Here is a 26,741-nt window from a genome sequence, read left to right on the forward strand (position 1 = left end):
TGCCAGATGTGGCGACTGCTCCTGAACCCCAGCCCGGCGTCGTGCACCACATCGAGCTGTGGGTGCCCCACCTCGGCCGGGCCACCCGGTCATGGGGCTGGCTGCTGGGGTCGCTCGGCGCGCAGCCGTTCCAGTCCTGGGAGCACGGCCGCTCGTGGCGCTGGGCCGACGGGAGCTACCTCGTCGTCGAGCAGTCACCGGCGCTGGTCGGCGACCGGCACGAGCGCTGCGCTCCCGGCCTGAACCACGTGGCGTTCTGGGCCGGCTCCCCGGCGGAGCTGGACGCGCTGGTCGCCGAGGCGCCGGCGCACGGCTGGTCGCTGCTGTTCGGCGACCGGCACCCCTTCGCCGGGGGCCCGGACCACCGGGCGGCCTACCTCGCCGACGCCGACGGCTACGAGGTGGAGCTGGTCGCCCGCCCGTGAGGGCTCACTCCCCGGCGTCGTCCGGGGGCAACACCGGACCGTCCGGGGGCACCAGGAAGCCGCCCCAGCCGTCGTAGTGACCACCGTGCCGGCCGACGATGCCGACGACCTCGCGGGTGAAGGCGGCCGCGGTGTCGTGGTCGACGGCGGTCATCGCGCTGAACTCCAGCCAGACGGTGAGCAGCCGGCGGTACAGCCCGTCGACCCGGTAGCCGGCCGCGGTGAGCTCCTCCCCGGCCGCCGTCGCCGCCGACCGGCTGCGGAACCCGGCCAGGTGGTCGATCGGCCGGGGCGCGTGCACCTGGTCACCGTGGCCGAGGTTGGCCTCGACCGTCTGCGCGGTCGTCCGCAGCTGCTGCTCCAGGTCCTCGGCCACGACAGCAGTGCACCACGCCGGTCCGCCCCCGCCGGGCAGGCGGGGGCGGACCTCAGCTCCGGACGGCGGCGAGCACGGCCTCGCGGGCGTCGGCGACCGGCACCTCGGACCGCTCCCCCGTCGCCCGGTCGCGCACCTCGATGACGCCCTCGGCCAGGCCGCGGCCCACCGTGACGATCGTCGGCATCCCGAGCAGCTCGGCGTCCTTGAACTTCACGCCCGGGGAGACCTTGGGCCGGTCGTCCAGCAGCACGGTCAGCCCGGCGGCGACCAGCTCGCCGGCGAGGGTCTCGGCGTAGGAGAAGACGGCGGCGTCCTTGCCGGTGGCGACCAGGTGGACGTCGGCCGGGGCGACCTCGCGCGGCCAGACCAGCCCGAGCTCGTCGTGCATCGACTCGGCGATCGCGGCGACGGCGCGGGAGACGCCGATGCCGTAGGAGCCCATGGTGACGGTGACGAGCTTGCCGTTCTCGTCGAGCACCTTGAGGTCGAGCGCCTCGGCGTACTTGCGGCCGAGCTGGAAGATGTGGCCCATCTCCACGCCGCGGGCGAGCTCCAGCGGGCCGGAACCGTCCGGCGCCGGGTCGCCGGCCAGCACCTCGGCCGCCTCGATGACGCCGTCCCAGCTGAAGTCACGCCCGGCGACCAGGTCGAAGACGTGCTTGCCGGCCTCGTTGGCGCCGGTGACCCAGCGGGAGCCGGGGACGACGCGGGGGTCGACCAGGTAGCGGATGCCGGCCTTGCCCTCGCTGCCCAGCACCTGCGGGCCGATGTAGCCCTTGACCAGGTCGGGGTGGGCGGCGAAGTCGGTGAACGGCTCGACCTCGGCCGGGGCGACCTGGGCCTCCAGCCGCTTGGTGTCGACCTCCCGGTCACCGGGCAGGCCGACCACCAGCGGCTCGCGCGTGCCGTCGGGGTGCACCAGGGTGACCACGACGTTCTTCAGCGTCTGCGCCGCGGTGTAGCCGGCGTCGGGGAACAGCTCGTTCGCCACCGCCACCAGCGTCTCGATCGTGGGGGTGTCCGGGGTGTCCTCGACGTGCGCCTCGGGCAGCCCGTCGAACGGGACCGACTCCGGGACGACGGTGGAGACCGCCTCCACGTTGGCGGCGTACCCGCCGGGCGAGCGGACGAAGGTGTCCTCGCCGATCGAGGTGGGGTGCAGGAACTCCTCGCTCCTGGAGCCGCCCATCGCCCCGGACATCGCCGAGACGATCACGTACTCCAGGCCCAGCCGGTCGAAGATCTTGATGTAGGCGGCGCGGTGCGCGGCGTAGGAGCGGTCCAGCCCGGCGTCGTCCACGTCGAAGGAGTAGCTGTCCTTCATGGTGAACTCGCGGCCTCGGAACAGCCCGGCCCGGGGCCGCGCCTCGTCCCGGTACTTGGTCTGGATCTGGTACAGCGAGACCGGCAGGTCCTTGTAGGAGCCGTAGAGGTCCTTCACCAGGAGGGTGAACATCTCCTCGTGGGTGGGGCCGAGGAGGAAGTCGTTGCCCCGGCGGTCCTGGAGCCGGAAGAGGTTGTCGCCGTACTCGGTCCAGCGGCCGGTCGCCTCGTAGGGCTCGCGCGGCAGCAGCGCCGGGAAGTGCACCTCCTGCGCGCCCATCGCGTCCATCTCCTCGCGGACGATGCGCTCGACGTTCCGGAACACCCGCCAGCCCAGCGGCAGCCAGGTGAACCCACCCGGGGCGGCGCGGCGGATGTACCCACCGCGGGCCAGCAGCCGGTGGCTGGGGACCTCGGCGTCGGCGGGGTCGTCGCGCAGCGTGCGCAGGAACAGGGAGGACATCCGAAGGAGCACGCCAGGAGTGTCCCAGGCGTCCACCGGACGCCGTCCATCGGTTTGCTCAGCCGACGACGCGGCCGCGCAGCACGGTTCGGTGCGGCCGCTGTAACGAGTCGAGGTCGGCGCGGGGGTCGGTGTCGTAGACGACCAGGTCGGCCGGGGCGCCCTCCTCGATGCCCGGCAGGCCCAGCCACTCCCGCGCCGCCCAGGAGCCGGCGGCCAGGGCGGCCTCGGCGGGCAGCCCGGCGGCGTGCAGCGCGCGGATCTCGTCGGCGATCACCCCGTGGTCGATGCCGCCGCCGGCGTCGGTGCCGGCGAACACCGGCACGCCCGCCTCGAAGGCTGCCCGCACCACCGCGCCGGAGCTCGCGTACAGCCGCCGCATCGTGGAGGCGTAGGCCGGGAACCGCTTCTCCCCCGCGGCCGCGAAGCCGGGGAAGTTCTCCACGTTCACCAGCGTCGGGACGACGGCGGTGCCCCGCCGCGCCATCTCCCCGACCAGCTCCTCGGTCAGCCCGGTGCCGTGCTCGATGCAGTCGATGCCGGCGGCCAGCAGGGCCGGCAGCGCGTCGGTGCCGAAGGTGTGCGCGGTGACCCGGGCGCCCTCGGCGTGGGCGGCCTCGATCGCCGCGGTGAGCACCTCGGCGGGCCACTCGGGGGCCAGGTCGCCGATGCCGCGGTCGATCCAGTCACCCACCAGCTTGACCCAGCCGTCGCCGCGCCGGGCCTGCACCCGCACTGCGTCGACCAGGTCGGCGGGCTCGAGCTCGAGAGCCAGCCCGGGGATGTAGCGGCGGGGCGCGGCCAGGTGGCGGCCGGCCCGGATGACCCGGGGCAGGTCGAGGTGCTCGTCGAGCACCCGGGTGTCGACCGGGGAGCCGCAGTCACGCAGCGCCAGCACCCCGGCGTCCCGCTCGGTGAGCGCCTGGGCACGCAGGTCGTCGACCCCGGGCAGGTGCTCACCTCCCCGGCCGAGCCCGACGTGGCAGTGCGCGTCGACCAGGCCGGGGAGCAGCCAGCCACCGCGGCTGACCGTCTCCGCACCCGGCACCGGCTGATGAGTGATCCGCCCCCCGGTGACCCACAGGTCGCGGTGCTCGCCCTCGGGCAGGACGACGCCGGACAGATGCAGGTCGGGCAGGGCGGGGGCGGTCACCGGATCAGCGGCCCTGCTGGTCCTTGAACCGGCTGAAGTCCAGCTTGCTCAGGTCGGGCATCGCCTGCCCGGGCGGCAGCCCGGGCAGCCCACCCGGCGTGCCGCCGGGCAGCTGACCGGGGAGCCCGCCGCCCATCGCGCCGGGAGCGCCGATCGGCCGGCGGGCCGGGCCGCCCTTCTTGCCGCCCTTGCCCTTCTTGCCCTTGCCACGCGCCTGCACCTGGTTCTGCCGGCCGCGCTGCTTCTTCGACATCGGGCCCATGCCGGGCATGCCCATGCTGCCGGCCATCTGGCCCATCATCTTCTGGGCCTGGGCGAAGCGCTCCAGCAGCTGGTTGACGTCGGTGACGCTCATCCCCGAGCCGTTGGCGATCCGCACCCGGCGCGAGGCGTTGATGATCTTCGGGGTGGCCCGCTCGGCCGGCGTCATCGACCGGATGATCGCCGCGGTGCGGTCCAGGTCGCGCTCGTCGACCTGCGCGAGCTGCTCCTTCATCTGCCCGGCGCCGGGCAGCATGCCGAGCAGGTTGGCGATCGGGCCCATCTTGCGGATGGCCATCATCTGCTCGAGGAAGTCCTCGAGGGTGAAGCCCTCGCGGCTGGCCAGCTTGCCGGCCATCCGCTCGGCCTGGTCGGCGTCGAAGGCCTGCTCGGCCTGCTCGATCAGGGTGAGCACGTCGCCCATGCCGAGGATGCGCGAGGCCATCCGCTCGGGGTGGAAGACGTCGAAGTCGGCCAGCTTCTCACCGGTCGAGGCGAACATGATCGGCTGCCCGGTGACGTGCCGGACCGAGAGCGCGGCACCACCGCGGGCGTCGCCGTCGAGCTTGGTCAGCACGACGCCGGAGAAGCCGACGCCGTCCTGGAACGCCATCGCCGTGTTCACGGCGTCCTGGCCGATCATCGCGTCGACGACGAAGAGGGTCTCGTCCGGTGAGACGGCGTCCCGGATGCCGGCGGCCTGGGCCATCAGCTCGGCGTCGATGCCCAGCCGGCCGGCGGTGTCGACCACGACCACGTCGTGCTGGGTGCGGCGGGCGTGCTCGATCGAGTCGCGCGCGACGGCGATCGGGTCACCCACCCCGCTGCCGGGCTCCGGGGCGAACACGTCGACGCCGGCCTGGCCGGCCACCACCGACAGCTGCTGGACGGCGTTGGGCCGCTGCAGGTCACAGGCGACCAGGAGCGGGGTGTGCCCCTGGGACTTCAGCCAACGGCCGAGCTTGCCGGCCAGGGTGGTCTTACCGGCACCCTGCAGACCGGCCAGCATGATCACCGTCGGCGACTGCTTGGCGAACCGGATCCGGCGGGTCTCCCCGCCCAGGATGTCGATCAGCTCGTCGTTGACGATCTTGATGATCTGCTGCGCCGGGTTCAGCGCCTGGGAGACCTCCGAGCCGCGGGCCCGCTCCTTGACCGCGGCGATGAACGCACGGACGACGGGGAGGGCGACGTCGGCCTCGAGCAGGGCGATCCGGATCTCGCGCGCGGTGGCGTCGATGTCCTCGTCGGAGAGCCGGCCCTTGCCGCGCAGACCGGTGAAGACCTTGTCCAGGCGGTCGGAGAGGGTCTCGAACACAACACGTCCTCAGGCAGTCGGGCGTGCAGCCGGCGGCCGGCCCACGGTGCTGATCAGCGGGCCGGACGGCGCGGCTCGGGCTCCCGGGGCCACCCCGGGGCCGTCACGCCATCTGGCACCAGCGTAATGGCCCGGCGACCACGTCCACCGCCGAGCGCCGTCGGCCCGTTCAGGGTCCTGCGCGGAGCGGGTCCTCGATCAGGCGGCGGAGCGCCAGGCCACCGCGGCCGGCCGGTGCGCGTCCCCGACGACGACGGCGGTGCCGCACTCGACGCAGGCCCACTCCGGGCAGTCGCCGCCGTCCTCGGTGTGCCCGTCGACGCAGGCGGGCTGCTCGAAGTCGGTGTCGCGCTCGCAGGTGGGGCAGGGCCACTGCTGGAGGTCGGTCACGGGTGCGTCCCCTCTCGTCTCGGCGCCGGTCGTCGGGAGCGGGCTCCCGTCCGGCACGGCGAACGTCTCACGGGGGTCCGACAGAACCGCGGACGTCAGCCCGGCGGCGTGTCGCGCTTGACGCCGGGGGCGTCGACCGTCGTCCCGCCCGGTGCGCCCCCCGCCGCGGAGACCAGGGCGGACTCGATGTCCCGCCGCCGGTCGGCATCCATCACCCCGCCGGCCGGGTCGCTGACGTAGAAGGAATCCAGTGCGTCGGCGCCGAGGGTCTCGATCCGCGCGGAGGTGACGTCCAGCCCCTGGTCGGCCAGGGCCGCGGTCAACCGGTAGAGCAGCCCCGCCCGGTCCCCGGCCCGGACCTCGACGATGCTCGACGCCGCACCCGCCACCTCGTGGTCGTACCAGGAGATCCGCGGCGGGGCCGCCCGGTCGCCGTGCTGCCGGTAGTCGATCTCCCGCTGCCGCAGCCGCTCGGCCAGCGGCAGGGTGCCCTCCAGCGCCGCCCGGACCCCGTCGGCCAGGATCTCCGGCACCGGCGCCCGGCCGAACCGCGGCCGGACGTCGAACACCGAGGTCGCCTGGCCCTCGGAGACCGAGGTGCTGGCCGCGCGCACGTCGAGCTGGTTGAGCGCCAGCACGCCCGCGAACCGGCTGAACAGCCCCGGCCGGTCCGGTGCCACGAAGGTCACCTGCTGGCCGTCGGTGACGTCCTGCACGCCGACGGAGACCCGGCCGGCCCCGCCCGGGGCCCCCGGGACAGCGGCGCTGACCTGGGGAGCGGTCGGGGCGAGCACCGGGCCCGGGGCGGGGGCGGCGACCAGCCGGGCCTGCACCCGGGCCACCAGTGCGGCGACCAGATGGGCCTTCCACGGCGACCATGCCGAACTGCTCGTCGCCGCCCCGTCGGCCTGGGCCAGGGCGTGCAGCAGCTCCAGCAGGGCGACGTCACCGCCGATCGTGTCCGCGACCCGGTCGATGGTGGCCAGGTCGTCGATGTCCCGCCGGGTCGCGGTGGCCGGCAGCAGCAGGTGGTGGCGCACCATCGCGGCCAGGGTGGCGACGTCCGGTGGGGAGAAACCCATCCGGGTGGCGACCTCGGCGGCGATCAGCTCACCGACGACGCTGTGGTCACCGGGCCAGCCCTTGCCGATGTCGTGCAGCAGCGCACCGACCAGCAGCAGGTCGGGCCGGTCGACGTCCCGGGTCAGCTCGGCGGCCGCGGCAGCGGCCTCCACCAGGTGCCGGTCGACGGTGAACCGGTGCCACGGGTGACGCTGGGGCAGCGACCGCACCCGGTCCCACTCCGGCAGCATCCGGGACAGCAGCCCCTCCTGGTCCAGCTGCTCCAGCACCGGCACCGCGCTCCGTCCGCTGGCCAGCAGCCGCAGGAAGGACCAGCGGACCTCCGGCGGCCACGGTTCGGGCAGCGCCGGGGCGTGCGCCGCGAGCACCTTGAGCGTGTACGGGGACAGCAGCAGGTCCGCCCGCGCGGCGGCCGCGGCACCGCGCAGCACCAGGCCGGGGTCGGCCGCGGGCCGGGCGTCCCGGGCCAGCACCACCTCGTCGCCCTGCCGCACCAGCCCCTCGGCCAGCGGCTCGCGGCGCACCCGGCGGTAGCGGGCGCGGGGACGGCGCACCAGCGAGGCCTCGACCCGGCGCCACGTCTCGTCCGCGACGAACGCCAGCCGGCGACCGGCCAGGCTCACCCGGCGCAGCAGGACGTCGTCGTCGGCCAGCCCGAGGGCCAAGGCGACCGGCCGCTGCTCCTGGCGCACCAGCGCGTCGGTGGGCCGGCCGGTGCTGGTGCGCAGCGCGTCGCGGACGTCCAGCAGGAAGGCGTAGGCCTCCCCCGCGTCGGCCGGTGGTTCGTCGGCCAGCTGAGCGGCGGCCAGCGCGCGCAGCACCTGCCCCTCCCGCAGCCCGCCGTAGGCCTCCTTGAGGTCGGGCTCGAGCAGGAAGCCCAGCTCGCCGATCCGGCGGCTCCGGTCGCGGCGCAGGTCGCGCAGCTGGGGCAGCAGCCGGCCGGCGTGCTGCCGCCACGAGCCCAGCGTCGCCGTCCGCAGTGCAGCGGTGACGTCGGGGTCGCCGGCGACGTGCCGGGCGTCGAGCAGGCCGAGCCCGGCCTTGACGTCGTCCCCGGCGACCGAGACCGCCTCGGCGACGGTGCGCACGGAGTGGTCCAGCCGCACCCCGGCGTCCCAGACCGGGTACCAGAGCGCGTCGGCCAGCGCCGCGATCTCGGCCCGGCCGTCGTGCACGAGCACCAGGTCGAGGTCGCCGTGCGGCGGGAGCTCGCGGCGTCCGAGGCTGCCCACCGCCACCAGCGCGACGCCGGTCTGCGCCGGCTCGGCCGGCGAGCTCCCCCGCCGCCGGGACGGGCGCGGGGTGCCGGCGAGCGCGTCGGCCAGCAGGCCGGCCAGCCAGTCGTCGAACTCCTGCACGCGCTCGGCGCGGGGCAGGGCCATCACAGCGGCCAGGTCGAGCACGGGCACCTCTCGGTCGGGTCCTCAGCGGGGGAACGACGTCGGCCGGGGCAGCGGGTCTCCCCACCACCCCGGCCGACGTCCGAACCCGGCCCCGTCCCGAGGCTCACCCGAGCGTGCGAGGGATGAGGAGGACGGGGTCCTTTCTCAGAGTGCGTCGGCTCCGCGCTCGCCGGTGCGGACCCGGACGATCTCGTCGATCGTGGTGACCCACACCTTGCCGTCACCGATCTGCCCGGTGGAGGCGGCCTCGACGATCGCGTCGACCACCCGGGCCGCCTCGATCTCGCCGACGACGACCTCGATCCGGACCTTGGGCACGAAGTCCACCTGGTACTCCGCACCGCGGTAGACCTCGGTGTGGCCGCGCTGGCGGCCGAAGCCCTGGACCTCGCTGACGGTGAGCCCGGCGATGCCGATCAGCTCGAGGGCGTTCTTGACGTCGTCGAGCTTGAACGGCTTGACGATGGCGGTGATGAGCTTCATGCCCGGCTCCCTTCGGTGTTGCGCGCCTCGGCGCGTGCCTGGCCGCCCAGGGGCGCGGTGCTGCCACCGCCGCCCAGGGAGGCGAAGTCGTACCCGGACTCAGCGTGCACCACGGTGTCGATGCCGGTCACCTCGTCCTCCTCGGTGAGCCGGAAGCCGATCGTCTTCTGGATGAGGAAGCCGATGACCAGGGTCAGGAGGAAGGAGTAGGCGAGGACGGCGACCGCCCCGACGACCTGCCGCCAGAGCTGGTCGACGCTGCCGCCGTAGAAGAGGCTCTCGACGCCCGCCGGGGCGTCGGGGTCGGCCAGGAAGCCGATCAGGATGGTGCCGACCAGGCCACCGACCAGGTGGACGCCGACCACGTCGAGCGAGTCGTCGTAGCCGAACCGGAACTTCAGCCCGACGGCCAGGGCGCAGAGCGCACCGGCGACGGCGCCGACGATGATCGCGCCGATCGGCGAGACCGCGGAGCAGGCCGGGGTGATGGCGACCAGCCCGGCCACGACGCCGGAGGCGCCGCCCAGGGAGGTGGAGTGCCCGTCGCGGATCTTCTCCACCAGCAGCCAGGCCAGCGTCGCGGCGCCGGTGGCGACCAGGGTGTTCACCCAGGCGACGGCGGCGGTGTTGTTGGCGGCCAGCGCGGAGCCGGCGTTGAAGCCGAACCAGCCGAACCACAGCAGCCCGGCGCCGATCATCACCAGCGGCAGGTTGTGCGGTCGCATCGCGTCCCGGCCGAAGCCGCGCCGCTTGCCGAGCACCAGGGCCAGGGCCAGCCCGGCCGCACCGGCGTTGATGTGCACCGCGGTGCCGCCGGCGAAGTCGATCGCGGCCAGGTTGTTGGCGATCCAGCCACCGGTGTGGGTGACGGCGCCGTCGTCGTCGGTGAGGGTGAAGTCGAAGACCCAGTGCGCGACCGGGAAGTAGACGACGGTCGCCCAGATGCCGGCGAAGACCATCCAGGAGCCGAACTTGGCCCGGTCGGCGATCGCGCCGGAGATCAGCGCGACGGTGATGATGGCGAAGACGGCCTGGAAGCCGACGAAGGCCATGGTGGGCAGCCCGCCCGCCTCGCTGGTGGTGTCCTCCATCAGACCCGCGAGACCGAAGAACTCGGCCGGGTCACCGAGCAGCCCGGCGCCGACGTCGTCGCCGAAGGCCACCGAGTAGCCGTAGAGCACCCAGAGCACGCTGATCAGTGCCAGCGCGCCGAAGCTCATCATCATCATGTTGAGGACGCTCTTCGCGCGGACCATGCCGCCGTAGAAGAGCGCGAGGCCTGGGGTCATCAGCAGCACGAGCGCGGCGCTGGTGAGGATCCAGGCGGTGTCGCCGGTGTTGACCACGGCAACCTCCTGAGGGTGTCGTCGGCCGTCGGCCGCAAGCGGGGGCCCCGAGGGGCCTCGGGCGAGCCACCGCCGGAGCCGGCGGTGTGCAGGAGACGGTGCCGACACCGTGTTTCCGGGGACGGTCTGGACGTGTTTCGCCACCGTGAACTCACGCACGCGTGTCGCCGTCCCGTGTTCCAACGGTGTTGCGCGGACCCCGCCCGGCACTCCTGGTGACCGGTCGCTGCCAGCACCGGTCGTTCACCGGAGCTTCTTGCGACGCATGTGCAGTTGCCAAGGAGCTGCAATAAGGTCGTCCCGAGCGCCGAGCGGCCCGGGCACCGGGTGCGCCGGCACACCACCGACAGGCCCCGGAGGTCCGCGTGCACGTCCCCGATGGCTACCTGGACGCGGCCACCACCGCCGGCACCGCCGCCGTCGCCGCGGCCGGGGTGGCCCTGGCCCTGCGCGGCGCCCGCCGCGAGCTCGACGAGCGCACCGCCCCGATGGCCGGGCTCACCGCGGCCTTCGTCTTCGCGGTGCAGATGATGAACTTCCCGATCGCCTACGGCACCAGCGGCCACCTGATCGGCGGGGCGCTGACCGCGGTGCTCGTCGGCCCCTGGACGGCGGTGCTGTGCATGACCGTCGTGCTGCTCGTCCAGGCCCTGGTCTTCGCCGACGGCGGGCTGACCGCACTGGGCACCAACGTCACGCTGATGGGCCTGGTCGCGGTCGGCGTGGGCTACGGCGCCTTCCGGCTGCTGCGCGCGGTGCTGCCGGCCGGCCGCACCGGCGTGCTCGCCGCCGCAGGGGTCGGCGCCTTCCTCTCCGTCCCGGTGGCCGCGCTGGTCTTCGTCGGGCTCTTCGGCCTGGGCGGGGTCGCCGACGTCTCGCTGACGTCGGTCGCCGCGGCGATGGGCGGGGTGCACCTGCTGATCGGGCTGGGCGAGGCGGCGATCACCGTCGCCGTGCTGGGTGCGGTGCTGGCCGTGCGGCCGGACCTGGTCCGTGGTGCCCGGCACCTGCAGCGGGCCACCACCCTCGCGCCCCGGCCCGCCACCGCCGGCCGCCCGGCCGCCCCCACCGCGGTGGACGCCCGATGACCCGCACCCGCACCTTCGTGCTCGTCGGCGTCGTCGTCGCCCTGCTGATCGCCGGGGTGGGCAGCTGGTACGCCAGCTCCTCCCCCGACGGCCTGGAGGCCACCGCCGCCGAGCAGGGCTTCGGCGACACCGCGGAGGACAGCGCGGCCGCCGACTCGCCGCTGGCCGACTACAGCCTCGCCGGGGTGGACGACGCCCGGCTGTCCGGTGGGCTGGCCGGGGTGGTCGGCGTCCTGCTGGTGCTCGCCCTCGCCGGCGGCCTGACCCTCGTGCTGCGGCGCCGGTCGTCCGGCTCCCGGGACGGCGCCGACACCGGCGCCCACGACACGGCCACCGCCCTCGGCACCAGCACCCGCGACGAGCTCGACGACCCGGCCGGACGGCGCTGACGTGGGCGCCGGGCACGGCCACGGCGCCGGACTGGCCTCGATGTACGTCCCCGGCGCCAGCCCGGTGCACCGCCTGGAACCGCACACCAAGCTGGTCGCCGTGCTGGCCTTCGCGCTGGTCGTGGTGCTGACCCCGGTGCACGCCGGGTGGGCGCCGTGGGCCTACGCCGGGTTCCTGGCGCTGCTGCTCGGCGTCGCCGCGGTGGCCGGCATCCGGCCGGGCCGGCTGCTGCGCGGGCTGGTGGTCGAGGTGCCGTTCGTGTTCTTCGCGCTGCTGCTGCCCGTCGTCTCCCGCGGCCCGCGCACCGAGGTGCTCGGGCTGTCGCTGTCGGAGAGCGGGCTGGCCGCCGGCGGCAGCATCCTGGCCAAGGCGACCCTGTCGGTGCTGGCCGCCACCCTGCTGGCCGCCACCACCGACCCGCGCGCCCTGCTGCGCGGCCTGGACCGGCTGCGGCTGCCCGCGGTGCTGGTGCAGATCCTCACCTTCATGATCCGCTACGCCGACGTCGTCGGGGGCGAGCTGCGCCGGATGAAGGTCGCCCGGGAGTCCCGCGGTTTCCGGGCCCGCCGGGTGGGTGCGCTGAAGGTGCTGGGCCCCGCCGCCGGGTCGCTGTTCATCCGCTCCTACGAGCGGGGCGAGCGGGTGCACCTGGCGATGCTGTCCCGCGGCTACACCGGCCGGCTGCCCACCGGGCCGGTCGCCGTCGTCGGCTCCCGGTCCTGGGCCGCGGCGCTCAGCCTCCCCCTGGCAGCAGTCGCCGTGCTGGGGGCGGGTTCACTGCTGGGGTGAGCACTCCCCCGCCGTCCCTGCTGGTGGACGACCTCGCCTTTGCCTACCCGGACGGGCACCAGGCGCTGTTCGGCGTCGACCTGCGGCTGGAGCAGGGCGAGCGGGTGGCCCTGCTGGGACCCAACGGGGCGGGCAAGACGACGCTGGTGATGCACCTCAACGGCATCCTGCGCGGCGGTCGCGGCCGGGTCGAGGTGGCCGGGCTGCCGGTGGAGGAGCAGCACCTGCAGGAGGTCCGCCGTCGGGTCGGCATCGTGTTCCAGGACCCCGACGACCAGCTGTTCATGCCGACCGTCGCCGACGACGTGGCCTTCGGGCCGCGGAACCTGGGGCTGCCCGAGGCCGAGGTCGCCCGGCGGGTGACCGACGCGCTCGCCGCGGTGGACATGGCCGACGCCGCCGACCGGCCGCCGCACCACCTCTCCTTCGGCCAGCGCCGCCGGGTCGCGGTGGCCACGGTGTTGTCGATGCAGCCGGAGGTGCTCGTGCTCGACGAGCCGAGCAGCAACCTCGACCCGGCCGGACGGCGGGAGCTGGCCGAGGTGCTGGAGGCGCTGCCGGTCACCCTGCTGATGGTCACCCACGACCTGCCCTACGCCCTCCAGCTGTGCCCGCGATCGGTGGTGCTCGACGCCGGCGTGGTGGTGGCCGACGGGGCCACCCGGGAGCTGCTGGCCGACCGTGAGCTGCTGGCCGCGCACCGGCTGGAGCTGCCGTTCGGGTTCGACCCGCGCTCGGTGGGCTGACCCGGCGGGTGTCGGTCGCCACGTTGCCCGGCCGACCGGCGCGGGGTATCCACGACGGGCGTCTGGAGCGGCGCGGACGTCCGGACGGGAGGCATCAGGTGACGAGGGAGCCGGGACCCGTCCCGATCGAGGACCTGCCGGTGCCGGACTTCGCCCGGGTGTTCGACGTCGCACCGACGCCGTTCCTGCTGCTCACGCCCGACCTGGTGATCGTGCACGCGAACCGGGCCCGGCTGGCCGCCACGGAGACCACGCTCGAGCAGAACGTCGGCCACCACCTGTTCGACCTCTTCCCGATGAACCCCGACGACCCCGGGGCCGACGGGCTGGTGAACCTCGCCAGGGCCCTGGCGGAGACCCGGGACACCCGGCGGCCGGTGGTGATGGCCATCCAGAAGTACGACATCCGGATGCCCGACGGCAGCTACGCGGAGCGGTTCTGGAGCCCGCAGAACGTCCCCGTGCTCGACGACGCCGGTGAGGTGGTGCTGCTGCTGCACCGGTCCGACGACATCACCGACTACATCCGCGACCGGGACGACGCCCGGCAGGCGGCCGAGCGGGGCCAGCGCCGGGTCGCGGAGGTGGAGGGCGACCTGTTCCACCGGGCCCGGGAGCTGGCCCGGCTCAACGCCCAGCTGCGCACCGCGAACGACCGGGTACGGCGCACCGCCCGCTCGCTGGCCGGCCTGGCGGCGACCGTCTCCGCGCTGGCCGCCACCGAGACCACCGAGCGGCTGCTGGAGCAGCTGTTCGAGCAGGGCAGGGCGGCCCTGGGCACCGACACCGCCGCGGTGGCCCTGCTGTCGCCGGAGGGCCGGCGGCTGACGCTCACCGAGAGCCACGACGGCCGGCTGCTCTCCGCTCCCCTGCCGGTCGACTCGCCGTTGCCGATGGCCGTGGCCGCCCGCGGCCAGGCGGTGCTCGTGGGCGACGCCGGGCGCGCCGCTGACCGGCCGGCCGGCGACCGGTACCTGTCCGAGGGGCTGGGCGTGCGGTCGTGGGCGGCGCTGCCGCTGCGCGCCGGCGGCCGGCTGCTGGGCTCCTGGACCGTCGGCTGGGCCGCCCCGCGGTCGTTCGAGGACGACGACGTCCAGGTGCTGGAGGCCTACGCCGCGCAGTGCGCCCAGGCGGTCGACCGGGTGGCCCGGCTCGAGGACGAACGCCGCCGGGCCCGCGCCACCCGCAGCATGGCCGAGGCACTGCAGCGGTCACTGCTGACCGAGCCACCGCAGCCGGACCACCTGCGCATCGCGGTGCGCTACCGCCCGGCCGCCGAGGAGGCGACCATCGGCGGTGACTGGTACGACGCCTTCCTCACCCCGGACGGCGAGACCACGCTGGTCGTCGGTGACGTGACCGGGCACGACCGGGAGGCCGCCGCCGTGATGGGGCAGCTGCGCAACCTGCTCCGCGGCGCGGTCCACGCCCTGGCGGCCCCGCCGGCCCAGGTGCTCGCCACCTTGGACCGGGCGCTGGACGGGCTCGGGGTCGGCACCCTGGCCACCGCGGTGCTGGCCCGCGTGGAGCAGAGCCCGGCGCAGGCGGTGACCGGGCAGCGGACGCTGCGGTGGTCCAACGCCGGGCACCCGCCGCCGCTGCTGGTCCGGGCGGACGGGACGGTCGAGCTGCTCGAGCGGCCGGCGTCCCTGCTGCTGGGCGTCGTGCCCGACGCGCCGCGGACCGACCACACCGTCGCGCTGCACCCCGGCGACACGGTGGTGCTGTACACCGACGGGCTGGTGGAGCGCCGGGACGCCACGCTCGACGACGGCCTGGACCGGCTCGCCGGGGTCGCCCCGCAACTGGCCGCCCTGCCGGTGGAGGAGCTGTGCGACGCCCTGCTCTCCCGGCTGGCTCCCGACTGGGCGGACGACGTCGCCCTCGTCGGGCTCCGGGTGCTGCCCGGCTGACCGGACCGGGCCAGGACCCGCCCGGGGGTCGGGAGCCGCCCCGCCGACGTGCGGACGACGGCTGACCGCAGGGCGGCGGGCCCCGGGGCCGGGCCCCGGAGGGCGGCAGCGACCCCGTGACCGCTGCCGCCCTCCGGCTCGACACCCCGGGCCCCTCGGCCCCGGCGCCGGAGGACCGGCCCGGGGTCAGGGGGCCGGGAGCCACTCCACAGGTACCGGGTCCGGCCGTCCGGATCGCGTGGTCCGCGTCGGCCTGCGCTACCTTGCGCCGCGGTGCACGCGCGACCGGACGAGGGGGCGCGCACAGGACGCGGGGGCACGATGACGAGCACGCCAGGACCGGACGCCACGGCGCAGGACCCGTTCGTCCGGCAGGTGACCTGGTTGGTGGACGAGGCCGGTGGCCGCGCCGAGCTGTCCCGGGCGTCGGGTGGGCGGGTGAGCGCCCGGACGCTGGACTACTGGTGCCGAGGCAGCTACCCGCGCAACGCGGTGACCGGTGCGGTGCGCGAGCTCGACGCCTGGGCGCTGGCGTCGGTGCCGGGTTACCCGGGCGCTGCCGGCGCCCCGCGGTTGGTGGAGACCTGCGGCCCCGCCCGGCCGGCTCCGGTCCCGACACCGCAGGCCGACACGACACCGTCGACCGACACGACACCGTCGACCGACACGGGCCGGCCGGACCCGACCGCGGAGCCCGACCCCACCGACCACCCGGTCGCAGCGGCGTCGGTCCCGGCCCGGAGACGGTCCCGGGACCGTCGCACCCGGCTCCTGACCGCCGCGGCCGCGGCGGTGCTGGCCGGCGCCGTGGTCACGGCCATCGTCGCGTTCAGGACCGACGACGGCGTGGACACCCTCCCGCCGCTGCCGAGCACCGGGGACGGCACGCTGCTGCCGGAGACCACCGGGAGCATCGGCGCCAACACCTTCGCCGACCCGCGGACGCTGGTCGACAACTCGCTGCCGATCCCGCCGGACACCACCGTGCAGGTGCGCTGCCGGTACTACGCGCCGAGCATCCCCAGCGTCGTCCCGGACGGGTTCTGGTACCTCGTCGACTCCGGCGAGTGGGCCGGGCGCTGGTCACCGGCGAACTCGTTCATGAACGGCGACGTCCCGGGCGAGCGAACGCTGCACAACACCGACTTCGCCGTCCCGGTCTGCCGGTAGCCGGGCTCAGCCCACGATCGCCTCGGCGAAGGCCTCGGGCTCGAACGGCGCGAGGTCGTCGGGCCCCTCGCCCAGGCCGATCAGCTTCACCGGGATGCCGAGCTCCCGCTGCACCGAGACGACGATCCCGCCCTTGGCGGTGCCGTCGAGCTTGGTGAGCACCACGCCGGTGACGTGCACGGCCTCGGTGAACACCCGGGCCTGCACCACGCCGTTCTGACCGGTGGTGGCGTCGAGGACGAGCAGCACCTCGTCGACCGGGCCGTGCTTCTCCACCACCCGCTTGACCTTGCCCAGCTCGTCCATCAGGCCGGACTTGGTGTGCAGCCGGCCGGCGGTGTCGACCAGCACGGTGTCCACCTCGGCCTCGATGCCGGTGCGCACCGCCTCGAAGGCCACCGACGCGGGGTCACCGCCCTCCCGGCCGCGCACGGTGAGCACACCGACCCGCTCGCCCCAGGTCTCCAGCTGGTCGGCGGCCGCGGCCCGGAACGTGTCGGCGGCGCCGAGCACCACGCTCTTGCCGTCGCCCACCAGGACGCGGGCGATCTTGCCGACGGTGGTCGTCTTGCCCGCGCCGTTGACCCCGACCACGAGGACGACGGCGGGCCGGCCGTCGTGCCGGTCGGTGTGCAGCGTGCGGTCGAGGTCGGGGCCGAGGACGGCGGTCAGCTCCCGCACGAGCAGGCTCTGCAGGTCGGTGCCCGACGCGGTGGCCAGCACCAGGCTCTGGGTGCGCAGCCGCTGCACGATCTGGGTGGTGGCCGCGACCCCGATGTCGGCGGCGAGCAGGGTCTCCTCGACCTCCTCCCAGTCGTCCTCGGTCAGCTTCTCCCGGGACAGCACGGTGAGCAGGCCGCGGCCCAGCGAGGACTGGGAGCGTGCCAGCCGCGAGCGGAGCCGGACCAGCCGGCCGGCCGAGGGCGGCGGGGTCTCGAAGACCAGCCCGGGCTCCGGCTCGGCGGGCGGCAGCTCGACCGGCGGCTGGGCCAGCGTCTCCGGGTCGACGGCGGTCGACCCGGTGTGCACCGGGGGCGGCGCCTCCGTCGTCGGCCGCGGGCGGGTCAGCGTGGTGCCGGCCGCGGCGTCGGAGTCCAGCCGGGTGGTGCGCCGGCCGCGCCCGACGAGCAGGCCGATCCCGGCGATCAGGGCGACGACGAGGATCGCGATCGCGATCAGCACGAACTCCATGCCCAGAGTCTCCCAGCCCCGGCCGGGTGAAGACCGGGCCGGTTGACAGCATCATGGGGCAGGCTGTCCCTCATGCCCGAGACCGCCGGCACCAGTCCGCTCCTGCTGCTGGGCCCACTGCTCCGCCACGTCGACCCGGTGTCGGCGACGATCTGGGTCGAGACCGACCGGCCCTGCGTGGTCGAGGTGCTGGGCCGCCGCGCCCAGACGTTCTGCGTGAACGGCCACCACTACGCACTGGTCGTCGTCGAGGACCTGGAGCCGGGCAGCGTGACGCCCTACGAGGTGCACCTGGACGGCGAGCAGGTGTGGCCGCCGGCGCAGTCGGTGTACCCGCCGAGCCGGATCCGCACCATCGGCCGCGACCGCCCGTTCCGGCTGGCGTTCGGCTCCTGCCGGTACGCCACCCCGACCACCGTGGACGTCGGCGACGGCATCCCGCCGGACGCGCTGGACGGCTACGCACGCCGGCTGGTCAGCATGCCGCCGGACGAGTGGCCCGACGCGCTGGTGCTGCTGGGCGACCAGGTGTACGCCGACGAGGTCACCCCGGCGACGCAGGCGTGGATGGCTGCCCGGCGCGACCTGTCGCAGCCGCCGGGCGCCCAGGCTGCGGACTTCGAGGAGTACACCCGGCTCTACGCGGAGTCCTGGAGCGACTCGGAGGTGCGCTGGCTGCTCTCGACGGTGCCGTCCTCGATGGTGTTCGACGACCACGAGATGATCGACGACTGGAACACCTCGGCCGCGTGGCGCGCAGAGGTGACGCCGAACGACTGGTGGCACCGGCGGATCTGCGGCGGGCTGGTCAGCTACTGGGTGTACCAGCACCTGGGCAACCTCTCCCCCGCCGAGCTGTCGGACAACAAGACCTGGCGGGCGATCCAGGACCTGCCCCCGGGCAGCGACGACGCCGGCCCGATGCTCGACGAGATGGCCCGGGCCGCCGACGTCGAGGCGGAGACGGTGCGCTGGAGCTACGTCCGTCACTGGGGACCGGCCCGGCTGATCATGGTCGACACCCGCGCCGGCCGGGCGTTGGAGGAACACGATCGCAAGATCGTCGACGACTTCGAGTTCGACTGGGTGGACGCCGCGGTGCGCCGCTCGGTCGAGGACGGTGTCGACCACCTGCTGATCGGCACCTCGCTGCCCTGGCTGCTGCCGCACTCGGTGCACGACATCGAGCAGTGGAACGAGACGATGTCGGTCCGCCACCACGGCAAGCCGCTGGGCCGGCTGATGGAGAAGCTGCGGCAGGCGGCGGACCTGGAGCACTGGGCGGCGTTCGGTCAGTCCTTCGAGCGGCTGGGCCGCACGCTGGTGTCGGTGGCGCGCGGTGAGCTCGGCCGCCCCCCGGCGACGGCGCTGGTGCTCTCCGGCGACGTCCACCACGCCTACGCCGCGGAGCTGGTGCAGCCCGGCGGTCTGGAGACCCGGGTGCACCAGCTCACCGTCTCGCCGCTGCACAACGCCGCGCCGCACGCCATCGAGATCGGCTTCCGGCTCGGCTGGAGCCGGTGGGCCCGGGCGTTGACCGGTGGGCTGCGCGCGCTCGCCCGGGTGGAGCGCAGTCCGCTGCAGTGGCAGAAGCAGGCCGGCCCGTTCTTCGGCAACGAGCTCGGCGAGCTGGTGCTCGACGGGCGGGACGCCCGCTTCCTGCTCTGGGCGACCAGCCGGGACGACGACGGGACCGAGCACTTCACCCAGGTGCTGGACACCCGGCTGTCATGACCGCCGCCGCGGCCGATCCCAGCCGTGCCGTGGTGCCGGTGCGGCTGGTCAGCTTCAACGTGCACCACGGCGTGGGCGACGACGGCCGCCACGACCTGCCGCGGCTGGCGCGACTGCTCGCCGACGCCGACCCCGACGTGATCTGCCTGCAGGAGGTCGACCGGCACTTCGGCGACCGCAGCGAGCACGTCGACCAGGCGGAGCTGTTGGCCCGGGCGCTGGACCGGGAGCTCGTCTGGAGCGCCTCGATCGACGAGCCGGGCCGGGCCGGGCGTAGCGAGCGCCGGCAGTACGGCAACGCGGTGCTGTCCCGGCTGCCGGTGCTGACCAGCCACGTCCATCGGCTGCCCGGCGGTGGCGAGCCGCGCAGCGCGCTGCGCTCCCTGGTGCAGCTGGCGGGCGCCACCCTGTGGGTGACGACCACCCACCTGTCCAGCGCGGCGGCCGCCGACCGCGCCGTCCAGGCCGCGGCGGTCGCCGACCTGCACACCGACCCGGCCGAGCCCGCGGTGGTCGTCGGCGACCTCAACGCCGCCCCGGACGCCCCGGAGCTGGCGGCGCTGCGCGTGCACCTGGCCGACGCCTGGGAGCTGGCGGCGCAGCGCAGCGACCAGTCCGGTCGCTTCTCGCTGCACGCCGGTCAGGGGCTGACCCACCCGGCCCGCCGCCCCCGGGTGCGGATCGACCAGGTGTGGGTCTCCGCCGGGGTGGGCGTCCGCGGCGCCCGGGTGCTCGACGGCTCCGGTGCGTCGGACCACCACCCCCTGCTGGTCGACCTGCAGGTGCCGGCCGGCACCCCCTAGCCCGCTGGGTCCGGAGCGAGCTCGAGCTGCAGCTCCACCACCCACTCGGATCGGTCGTCGCCGCCGGCCTGCAGGAACACGGTGCGCTGGGCAGCCGCCGCCGTGTCAGCCGCGCTCCAGCCCGCGCGCTGCGCCCAGCCGGTGAGCGCCTGGACACCCACCCGGACGGCGTCCATGGGGCCGCGGTGCACCACCGACGCCACCCTCGCCGCCGGCAGCCCGATCGTCGCCAACCCGGGGACCGCACCGTCCGCGACCAGACCGTCCGGGATCAGGCCGTCGGGGACCACGTACCCGGTGGTGACCCGCAGCCCCCCGTCCGGGCTCCCGGGGCTGCCCGGCGGGAGCGGGAGGCAGCGGCTCACCGGCGCCAGCCGGGACCGGCCGGCGGCGTCCAGCACCCGCCCCACGTGGTCGAACTGCCCCTCCACGTGCGCGGCCAGGTCGTCGACGTCGGCCGGGACCAGCCGCTCGAGGCCGACCAGCTCGACCGGCGGCACGTCCGTCACCCGCACGTCGTCGGACACGCCTGCTCCCTGTGCGAGCCGGAGCCGCGCGTCGACGTGGGCCAGCCGGTGGCGGGTGTCGTGCAGCTGCTGGGCCATCTCCGCCCGGCGCCGGTGCAGCAGCGCACGCACCCGCGCCTCGTCGACCGGCTCACGCAGCAGCTCGGCGACCTCAGAGAGGCCGAAGCCGAGGTCCTTGAGCGCGACCAGCCGGTTGAGCTGCGCCAGCTGGGCGAGGTCGTAGCTGCGCCGGCCGGTGCGCCCGTCGGTCCGGGCGGGCACCAGGAGGCCGATGGCGTCATAGTGCCGCAGCATCCGGACCGACACGCCACCGAGCCGGGCGAGCTCCCCGATCGTCACCATGGGTGCGAGCCTGCGCCCTGACACCGTGTGAGGAGCAAGCCGGGCACGCCGGTCAGGCCGGCTGGGCCTCACGGAGCCGCTGGCTGATGACCCCGGTGATGCCGTCGCCGCGCATGCTCACCCCGTAGAGGGCGTCGGCGATCTCCATCGTGCGCTTCTGGTGGGTGATCACGATGAGCTGCGAGGTGTCGCGGAGCTGCTCGACGAGGGTGAGCAGCCGGCCGAGGTTCACGTCGTCCAGCGCGGCCTCGACCTCGTCGAGCACGTAGAACGGCGAGGGCCGGGCCCGGAAGATGGCCACCAGCAGCGCGACCGCGGTGAGCGAGCGTTCGCCGCCGGACAGCAGCGACAGCCGCTTGACCTTCTTGCCCGGTGGCCGCGCCTCGATCTCCACGCCGGTGGTGAGCAGGTCCTCGGGGTCGGTGAGGAAGATGCGACCCTCGCCACCCGGGAACAGGGTGGCGAAGACCGTCTCGAACTCGCGCTGGGTGTCGGCGAAGGCCTCGGCGAACACCTCGTGGATGCGGGCGTCGACCTCGCGGACGACGGTGAGCAGGTCCCGGCGGGTGTTCTTCAGGTCCTCCAGCTGGGTGGCCAGGAAGGTGTGCCGCTCTTCCAGGGCCGCGAACTCCTCCAGCGCCAGCGGGTTCACCTTGCCCAGCGCGCCGAGGTCCCGTTCCGCGCGGGCGGCCCGGCGCTCCTGGGCGGCCCGGTCGTAGGGCACCGGCTCGGGCTCGGGCTCCCCCGCCGCCTCGGCCGCGGCCACCTCGGCCTGGGTCGGTGGCACCGGCGCCGCCGGCCCGTACTCGGCCAGCAGGGTGGGCAGGTCGACGCCGTACTCCTCGGCGGCGCGCGCCTCGAGCGCCTCGATCCGCAGCCGCTGCTCCGCCCGCGCCACCTCGTCCCGGTGCACCTCGTCGGTGAGCCGGTCCAGCTCCGCGGTGTGCTCCCGCACCCGGGCCCTGACGACGAGCAGCTCGGCCTCCCGGGCGGTTCGCGCCTCGGCCAGGGCGTCCCGCTCGGCAGCGGCCCGGGCCAGCGAGGTGGCCAGGTGGGTGAGCGCCTCCTCGGCGCCGCTGCGCACGCCCGCGGCCACCCGGGCGCCGCGCTCGCGGGCCAGCCGGGCCGCCGCCGCGCGCTCGCGGGCCGCGCGTTCCTGGCGTGCCTGCCGGCGCAGCGACTCGGCGCGACCGGCCAGCGACCGGGCGCGCTCCTCGGCGGTGCGCACCGCCAGCCGCGCCTCGGTCTCGGCCTGCCGGGCCGCGGCCGCCTCCGCGCGCAGCCGGTCCCGCGCCTCGGTGGAGGGCTCCTCCTCGACCGGTGCGGCCTCCGCGGCGGCCAGCCGTTCCTCCAGCTCGACCAGCCCGGCGACGGCGGCGTCCCGGGCCTGCTCCGCCCGCACCCGCGCCGCGTCGAGCCGCTCGGCCTCGGCCACCGCCGAACGCGCGGCGGCGCCCAGCTCGGCCAGTTCGGCGGCGGCGGCCGACCGCGCCCGGTCCCCGGCCTGCCGCGCGGTGAGCGCGGTGTCGACGTCGGCGGAGCGGGCGGTGGCGACCTCGCGGGCCCGGGCCAGCTCGTCGGCCAGCCGGGCCGCCGTGCTCGCCGCGCGGTCGAGCTCGGCGCCTGCCTCGTCGACCCGGGCGCGCACCTCCAGACCGGAGGGCGCGTTCGCCTGGCCACCGACCGACCAGTCGGCACCGAGCAGGTCACCGGCCTCGGTGACCGCCCGCACCCGTGGATGGGTGCGCACCAGCTCGACCGCCGCCGGCAGGTCGGCGACGACCGCCACCCGCTCCAGCGCCCGGGCCAGCGCGGGCCCGAGCTCGGCGGGTGCGTCGAGCAGGTCGAGCGCCCACCGGGCACCCGGCGGCAGCTCCGGCCAGCCGTCCCGGGGCACCGGCGGCAGCCCGCCGGTCACCAGCAGCCCGGCCCGGCCGCCCTGCGTCTCGGCCAGGTGGGCCAGCACGCCGGCGGCCTCCGCGACCCCGGCGACGACGAGCGCCTCGGCCATCCCGCCCAGCGCCGCGGCCAGCGCCACCTCGGCGCCGGGGTGCACGGTGACCCGGTCGGTCACCGGGCCGAGCACCCCGGGGAGGGCGGCCGTCAGCACGGCCGCCGCACCGTCGGCCGGGGCGAGCCCGAGGGCGAGCGCGTCCCGGCGGGCCTGCCAGCCGGCCCGGTCCCGCTCGGCCGCGCGCTCGGCGGCGGTCAGCTCGGTGACCGCCCGCACCGCCTCGGCGTGCGCCGCGACCGCCGCGGCGTGCGCCGCAGCCAGGTCGGAGTCGTCGCCGGCGTCCTCGCTCAGCTCGTCGCGGCGGGCGGCCAGTCGCTCCTCGGCGACGGCGGCGCGCTCCCCCGCCTCCGTGGCCGCCGTGGCCAGCCGGTCGATCTCCGCTTCGCCGGCAGCAGCCCGCGAGCGACCCGCCGCCACCTGACCGGAGAGGCGGGCCAGCTGCTCCCGGCGGTCGGCCAGCGCCCGGGCCGCGGCGACCAGTTCCCGCTCCGCCGCGGCGAGCGCCTCCTCCACCTCGGTGCGCACGCCGACCGCGCCGCCCAGCCGGGCCCGCTCGGCCTCCAGCGCCGCGGCGATCTCCCGCTCGGTGGTGTCGACCCGGTCTGCCTCGGCGTCCAGCTGGTCGGGGTCGCGCCCGGCCGGGCCGGCCACCGGAGCCGCGGCCAGGTGCCGGTGCCGCTCGGCGGCCAGCTGCCCGACGCTGCGGAACCGCTCCGCCAGCGTGGACAGCCGGAACCAGCTGTCCTGGGCGGCGGCGAGCACCGGCGCGTCGGCGGCCAGCTGCCGCTCCAGCGCCGACTCCTGGCGGGAGGCCGCACCGAGCGCCTCCTCCACCGTGGCGCGCCGGGCGCGGGCGGCGGTCTCGTCGGCGACGTCCTTGTCGAGCGCGTCGCGCAGCTGCACCAGGTCGTCGGCGAGCAACCGCAGCCGGGCGTCGCGCAGGTCGGCCTGCACGCCGGCGGCCCGGCGGGCCACCTCGGCCTGCTTGCCCAGCGGCTTGAGCTGGCGGCGCAGCTCCGCGGTCAGGTCGGCCAGCCGGTCGAGGTTGGCCTGCATCGCGTCGAGCTTGCGGAGCGCCTTCTCCTTGCGCTTGCGGTGCTTGAGCACCCCGGCGGCCTCCTCCACGAAGGCGCGGCGGTCCTCCGGGCGGCCGGACAGCACGGCGTCGAGCTGGCCCTGCCCGACGATGACGTGCATCTCCCGGCCGATGCCGGAGTCGCTGAGCAGCTCCTGGACGTCGAGCAGGCGCACCTTGTCGCCGTTGATCTCGTACTCGCTCTCACCGGAGCGGTACATCCGGCGGGTGATCGAGACCTCGGTGTAGTCGATCGGCAGGGCGCCGTCGGCGTTGTCGATGGTGAGCGTCACCTCGGCCCGGCCCAGCGCTGCCCGGCCGGCGGTGCCGGCGAAGATGACGTCCTCCATCTTGCCGCCGCGCAGGCTCTTGGCGCCCTGCTCGCCGAGCACCCAGGCGATCGCGTCGACGACGTTGGACTTGCCCGAGCCGTTGGGGCCGACGACGGCGGTGATGCCCGGCTCCAGCCGCAGCGTCGTCGGGGACGCGAAGGACTTGAAGCCCTTGAGCGTCAGGCTGGACAGGTGCACGCAACGACCCTAGCTACGAGCGCTGACAGAACCGGCCTGTCGGCCCCCTCGCAGGGCCCCGCGGCGAGCGGAGCGAGTCGTGGGGGGGGCGAGCAGAAGGACCCCGTCCCCCTCATCCCTCGCAGGCTCGGGACGAGCCTCTGGACGGGGCCGTCAGGCGAGGACGGGCGCCGGCGACTCGTGGGCCATCGTGAGCAGCTCGCGGGCGATCGCCGCGTCCCGCTCCTCGCGGAGGGCGGCGAGCTCCGACTCGAGACGGCGGACCCGGGCTCGCAGGGCGGCGTTCTCCTCGGCCACTCGCAGCTCGTGCGGAGCGACGACGGAACCGAACAGGGCCTTGGCCATGGCTCAGCGGCCTTTCGACAGCAGGTGGAGGTCCCGTCGCACCGCCGGAGGCGGTCTGCGCGGGCTGGTGACCTCAGGGTGACACCGGTGTCCACCGCGGTCAACGGCACCACGGACCCCTCACCGTGTCGGGTGGATGTCGCCTTCGTCACCCCACGGTGAAGCCGCGCACCGCCTGCACCTCGTCCTCGCGGTGCTCCACCGCGCGCACCGCGCCCGGCGCGCTGGGGCCGGAGAGCTCGGCGAGCACCGCGCGGACGTCGTCCGCCGGCCCCTCGAGCACGACCTCGACCCGGCCGTCGGGGAGGTTCGTGGCCGACCCCGTCAGTCCGCGGGCCGTCGCCGCCTGCCGCACGAACCACCGGTAGCCCACGCCCTGCACGGTGCCCTCGACCAGCGCAAGGACCCGCAGCGGGGCGCTCACCGGCTCGACCGCACGCGGGGCCGGGGCTGGCAGTGCGGGCAGCTGTAGCTGGAGCGGTTCATGAACTGCTCGCGCACGATCGCCGTCCCGCACCGGGGGCAGGGCCGGTCCTCCTGGCCGTAGACGGCGAGGTGGCGGGAGAAGTAGCCGCTCTGCCCGTTCACGTCGACGTACAGGGAGTCGAAGGAGGTGCCGCCCTGCTCCAGGCTCTCGGTGAGCACGTCGCGCACGCCCTCCAGGAGGTCGGCCACCTGAGCCCGGGTGAGCTTGTCGGTCGGCCGGGCGCCGTGCAGCCGGGCCCGCCACAGCGACTCGTCGGCGTAGATGTTGCCCACCCCGCCGATCAGGGTCTGGTCCAGCAGCGCCCGCTTCACCTCGGTGCGCCGGCGGCGGAGCGCCGCGCTGAAGGTGTCGACGTCGAAGTCGTGGTCCAGCGGGTCGGTGGCGATGTGTGCCAGGCGGCTGGGCAGGCCGTCGTCGGGGGCGTCCTCGACCGCCAGGCCACCGAACGTGCGCTGGTCGACGAAGCGCAGCTCGCGCCCCCGGTCGGTGAACCGGAACCGGGCCCGCAGGTGCACCTCGTCGGGCTCCTCCGGCTTCTCCACCAGCAGCTGCCCGCTCATCCCCAGGTGGGCGACGAGCGCACGCCCCGACGGGGTGCCGTCCGGCTCGGCCATCGGCAGCCAGAGGTACTTGCCCCGCCGGTGGGCGGCGGTGAGCGTGCGGCCGGTCAGCGCCGCGACGAAGTGGTCGGCGCCCTCCAGGTGACGGCGGACGGCGCGCGGGTGGTGCACCTCCACCGCACGGATGGGCCGGCCGGTGACCCAGCGGTCCAGGCCGCGGCGGACGACCTCGACCTCGGGCAGCTCCGGCACCGGTCAGCTCCCCGCAGGTCCGCCGTCGGCCGCGGAGAGCGAACGCCAGGCCGCCTCGGCCGCCTCCTGCTCGGCGGCCTTCTTGGTCCGGCCCGCCCCCGATCCGCGGACCACGCCGGCCATCAGCACGGCAGCGGTGAACGTCTTGGCGTGGTCGGGGCCGTCGTCCTCGACGACGTAGACGGGTGCGCCCAGCCCCTGGGCGGCGCCCAGCTCCTGGAGGCTGGTCTTCCAGTCCAGGCCCGCGCCGCGGGTGGCCGACTCGGCCAGCAGCGGGTCGAACAGCCGGTGCACGATCGCCGAGGCGGTGTCCAGACCCCGCCCGAGGTGGACGGCGCCGATCAGCGCCTCGAGCGCGTCGGCCAGGATCGAGTCCTTCCCCCGCCCGCCGGTGGACTGCTCGCCCCGGCCGAGCAGCAGGTGCGGGCCGATGCCGCCGTCCCCCAGGGAGCGGGAGACCCGGGCCAGCGAGGTCATGTTGACCACCGAGGCACGCAGCTTGGCCAGCTGCCCCTCGGGCAGGTCGGGGTGACTGCGGTAGAGCTCGTCGGTCACCACCAGGCCGAGCACCGAGTCGCCGAGGAACTCCAGGCGCTCGTTGGTGGGCAGCCCACCGTTCTCGTAGGCGTAGGACCGGTGGGTCAGCGCCAGCCGGAGCAGGTCGGGCGGCAGCTCGACGCCGAGGGCGTCGGACAGCCAGCGGGCGGCCTGCTCGAGGTGACCGTCCCCGGACGAACGACGGCCGGCGCCCTCGGCCG

General features: G+C 75.3%; 24 protein-coding genes. 9 read left to right on the forward strand and 15 right to left on the reverse strand.

What is annotated here, in order from left to right; translation table 11 throughout:
• The first annotated feature begins 8 nt into the window (after positions 1–8).
• A complete protein-coding gene (locus Q1A09_RS18210; protein ID WP_299958166.1) occupies positions 9–425 on the forward strand; it encodes a VOC family protein in 417 nt (138 codons plus the stop codon).
• 4 nt (positions 426–429) lie between these two features.
• On the opposite strand, the gene Q1A09_RS18215 is transcribed toward Q1A09_RS18210, so the two are convergent.
• The 8 genes from Q1A09_RS18215 to Q1A09_RS18250 form a co-directional block, all read right to left on the reverse strand.
• A complete protein-coding gene (locus tag Q1A09_RS18215) occupies positions 430–801 on the reverse strand; it encodes a ribonuclease E inhibitor RraB (protein ID WP_299958169.1) in 372 nt (123 codons plus the stop codon).
• Between the two features lie 52 nt (positions 802–853).
• Entirely contained in the window at positions 854–2,602 is a 1,749-nt protein-coding gene (locus tag Q1A09_RS18220) for a proline--tRNA ligase (protein WP_299958172.1), read from the reverse strand.
• Positions 2,603–2,648: 46 nt separating this feature from the next.
• Positions 2,649–3,743 (reverse strand): amidohydrolase family protein, encoded by a 1,095-nt coding sequence (locus Q1A09_RS18225; RefSeq protein WP_299958175.1) that lies wholly within the window; start codon positions 3,741–3,743, stop codon positions 2,649–2,651.
• Positions 3,744–3,747: 4 nt separating this feature from the next.
• Positions 3,748–5,322, reverse strand: a complete 1,575-nt coding sequence (gene ffh / locus Q1A09_RS18230) for a signal recognition particle protein (protein ID WP_299958177.1) — start codon at positions 5,320–5,322, stop codon at positions 3,748–3,750.
• 198 nt (positions 5,323–5,520) lie between these two features.
• Positions 5,521–5,712: a hypothetical protein gene (locus tag Q1A09_RS18235; protein WP_299958180.1), complete on the reverse strand. Its 192-nt coding sequence runs from the start codon at positions 5,710–5,712 to the stop codon at positions 5,521–5,523.
• Positions 5,713–5,807: 95 nt separating this feature from the next.
• Positions 5,808–8,204, reverse strand: a complete 2,397-nt coding sequence (locus Q1A09_RS18240) for a [protein-PII] uridylyltransferase (RefSeq protein WP_299958183.1) — start codon at positions 8,202–8,204, stop codon at positions 5,808–5,810.
• Positions 8,205–8,342: 138 nt separating this feature from the next.
• Positions 8,343–8,681 carry a P-II family nitrogen regulator gene (locus tag Q1A09_RS18245; protein ID WP_299958186.1) on the reverse strand — a complete coding sequence of 113 codons (339 nt, stop codon included), beginning with the start codon at positions 8,679–8,681 and terminating at the stop codon, positions 8,343–8,345.
• Positions 8,678–10,027 carry an ammonium transporter gene (locus Q1A09_RS18250; protein ID WP_299958189.1) on the reverse strand — a complete coding sequence of 450 codons (1,350 nt, stop codon included), beginning with the start codon at positions 10,025–10,027 and terminating at the stop codon, positions 8,678–8,680. The genes Q1A09_RS18245 and Q1A09_RS18250 overlap by 4 nt, the downstream gene beginning before the upstream one ends.
• A 365-nt stretch (positions 10,028–10,392) precedes the next feature.
• On the opposite strand from Q1A09_RS18250, the gene Q1A09_RS18255 reads away from it, so the two are divergent.
• The 6 genes from Q1A09_RS18255 (at position 10,393) to Q1A09_RS18280 (ending at position 16,123) form a co-directional block, all read left to right on the forward strand.
• The gene (locus Q1A09_RS18255; RefSeq protein WP_299958192.1) at positions 10,393–11,115 is read left to right on the forward strand and encodes an energy-coupling factor ABC transporter permease; all 723 of its coding nucleotides are present in this window, start codon (positions 10,393–10,395) and stop codon (positions 11,113–11,115) included.
• A complete protein-coding gene (locus tag Q1A09_RS18260; protein WP_299958195.1) occupies positions 11,112–11,504 on the forward strand; it encodes a PDGLE domain-containing protein in 393 nt (130 codons plus the stop codon). The genes Q1A09_RS18255 and Q1A09_RS18260 overlap by 4 nt, the downstream gene beginning before the upstream one ends.
• 1 nt (position 11,505) lies before the next feature.
• Positions 11,506–12,294: a cobalt ECF transporter T component CbiQ gene (gene cbiQ / locus Q1A09_RS18265; RefSeq protein ID WP_299958198.1), complete on the forward strand. Its 789-nt coding sequence runs from the start codon at positions 11,506–11,508 to the stop codon at positions 12,292–12,294.
• Positions 12,291–13,040: an energy-coupling factor ABC transporter ATP-binding protein gene (locus Q1A09_RS18270; protein WP_299958201.1), complete on the forward strand. Its 750-nt coding sequence runs from the start codon at positions 12,291–12,293 to the stop codon at positions 13,038–13,040. Before cbiQ ends, Q1A09_RS18270 begins: the two co-directional genes overlap by 4 nt.
• A gap of 98 nt (positions 13,041–13,138) precedes the next feature.
• Positions 13,139–14,953 (forward strand): SpoIIE family protein phosphatase, encoded by a 1,815-nt coding sequence (locus Q1A09_RS18275; RefSeq protein WP_299958204.1) that lies wholly within the window; start codon positions 13,139–13,141, stop codon positions 14,951–14,953.
• A 321-nt stretch (positions 14,954–15,274) separates the two neighbouring features.
• The gene (locus Q1A09_RS18280; RefSeq protein WP_299958207.1) at positions 15,275–16,123 is read left to right on the forward strand and encodes a hypothetical protein; all 849 of its coding nucleotides are present in this window, start codon (positions 15,275–15,277) and stop codon (positions 16,121–16,123) included.
• A gap of 6 nt (positions 16,124–16,129) precedes the next feature.
• Here Q1A09_RS18280 and ftsY read toward each other — a convergent pair whose 3' ends face one another.
• A complete protein-coding gene (gene ftsY / locus Q1A09_RS18285) occupies positions 16,130–17,314 on the reverse strand; it encodes a signal recognition particle-docking protein FtsY (protein ID WP_299958210.1) in 1,185 nt (394 codons plus the stop codon).
• A 72-nt stretch (positions 17,315–17,386) separates the two neighbouring features.
• Between ftsY and Q1A09_RS18290 the strand changes: the two genes are divergently transcribed.
• Positions 17,387–19,048 (forward strand): alkaline phosphatase D family protein, encoded by a 1,662-nt coding sequence (locus Q1A09_RS18290; protein ID WP_299958213.1) that lies wholly within the window; start codon positions 17,387–17,389, stop codon positions 19,046–19,048.
• Complete coding sequence (locus Q1A09_RS18295; RefSeq protein WP_299958215.1) at positions 19,045–19,851, forward strand: endonuclease/exonuclease/phosphatase family protein; 807 nt, start codon at positions 19,045–19,047, stop codon at positions 19,849–19,851. The genes Q1A09_RS18290 and Q1A09_RS18295 overlap by 4 nt, the downstream gene beginning before the upstream one ends.
• On the opposite strand, the gene Q1A09_RS18300 is transcribed toward Q1A09_RS18295, so the two are convergent.
• The 6 genes from Q1A09_RS18300 to rnc all read right to left on the reverse strand — a co-directional run bounded on the left by Q1A09_RS18300 (position 19,848) and on the right by rnc (position 26,679).
• Complete coding sequence (locus tag Q1A09_RS18300; RefSeq protein ID WP_299958218.1) at positions 19,848–20,720, reverse strand: MerR family transcriptional regulator; 873 nt, start codon at positions 20,718–20,720, stop codon at positions 19,848–19,850. The two genes, Q1A09_RS18295 and Q1A09_RS18300, sit on opposite strands and share 4 nt — an antisense overlap.
• A gap of 52 nt (positions 20,721–20,772) precedes the next feature.
• Positions 20,773–24,339 carry a chromosome segregation protein SMC gene (gene smc, locus Q1A09_RS18305; RefSeq protein ID WP_299958221.1) on the reverse strand — a complete coding sequence of 1,189 codons (3,567 nt, stop codon included), beginning with the start codon at positions 24,337–24,339 and terminating at the stop codon, positions 20,773–20,775.
• Positions 24,340–24,492: 153 nt separating this feature from the next.
• Positions 24,493–24,684, reverse strand: coding sequence for a hypothetical protein (locus Q1A09_RS18310; RefSeq protein WP_299958223.1), 192 nt, complete (start codon positions 24,682–24,684; stop codon positions 24,493–24,495).
• A 148-nt stretch (positions 24,685–24,832) separates the two neighbouring features.
• A complete protein-coding gene (locus Q1A09_RS18315) occupies positions 24,833–25,108 on the reverse strand; it encodes an acylphosphatase (protein WP_299958226.1) in 276 nt (91 codons plus the stop codon).
• Complete coding sequence (gene mutM, locus Q1A09_RS18320; protein ID WP_299958229.1) at positions 25,105–25,983, reverse strand: bifunctional DNA-formamidopyrimidine glycosylase/DNA-(apurinic or apyrimidinic site) lyase; 879 nt, start codon at positions 25,981–25,983, stop codon at positions 25,105–25,107. The genes Q1A09_RS18315 and mutM overlap by 4 nt, the downstream gene beginning before the upstream one ends.
• A gap of 3 nt (positions 25,984–25,986) precedes the next feature.
• Positions 25,987–26,679 carry a ribonuclease III gene (rnc, locus tag Q1A09_RS18325; RefSeq protein WP_366139807.1) on the reverse strand — a complete coding sequence of 231 codons (693 nt, stop codon included), beginning with the start codon at positions 26,677–26,679 and terminating at the stop codon, positions 25,987–25,989.
• Positions 26,680–26,741 lie beyond the last annotated feature (62 nt).

This window comes from uncultured Modestobacter sp. (assembly GCF_947486615.1).
GTDB lineage: Bacteria > Actinomycetota > Actinomycetes > Mycobacteriales > Geodermatophilaceae > Modestobacter.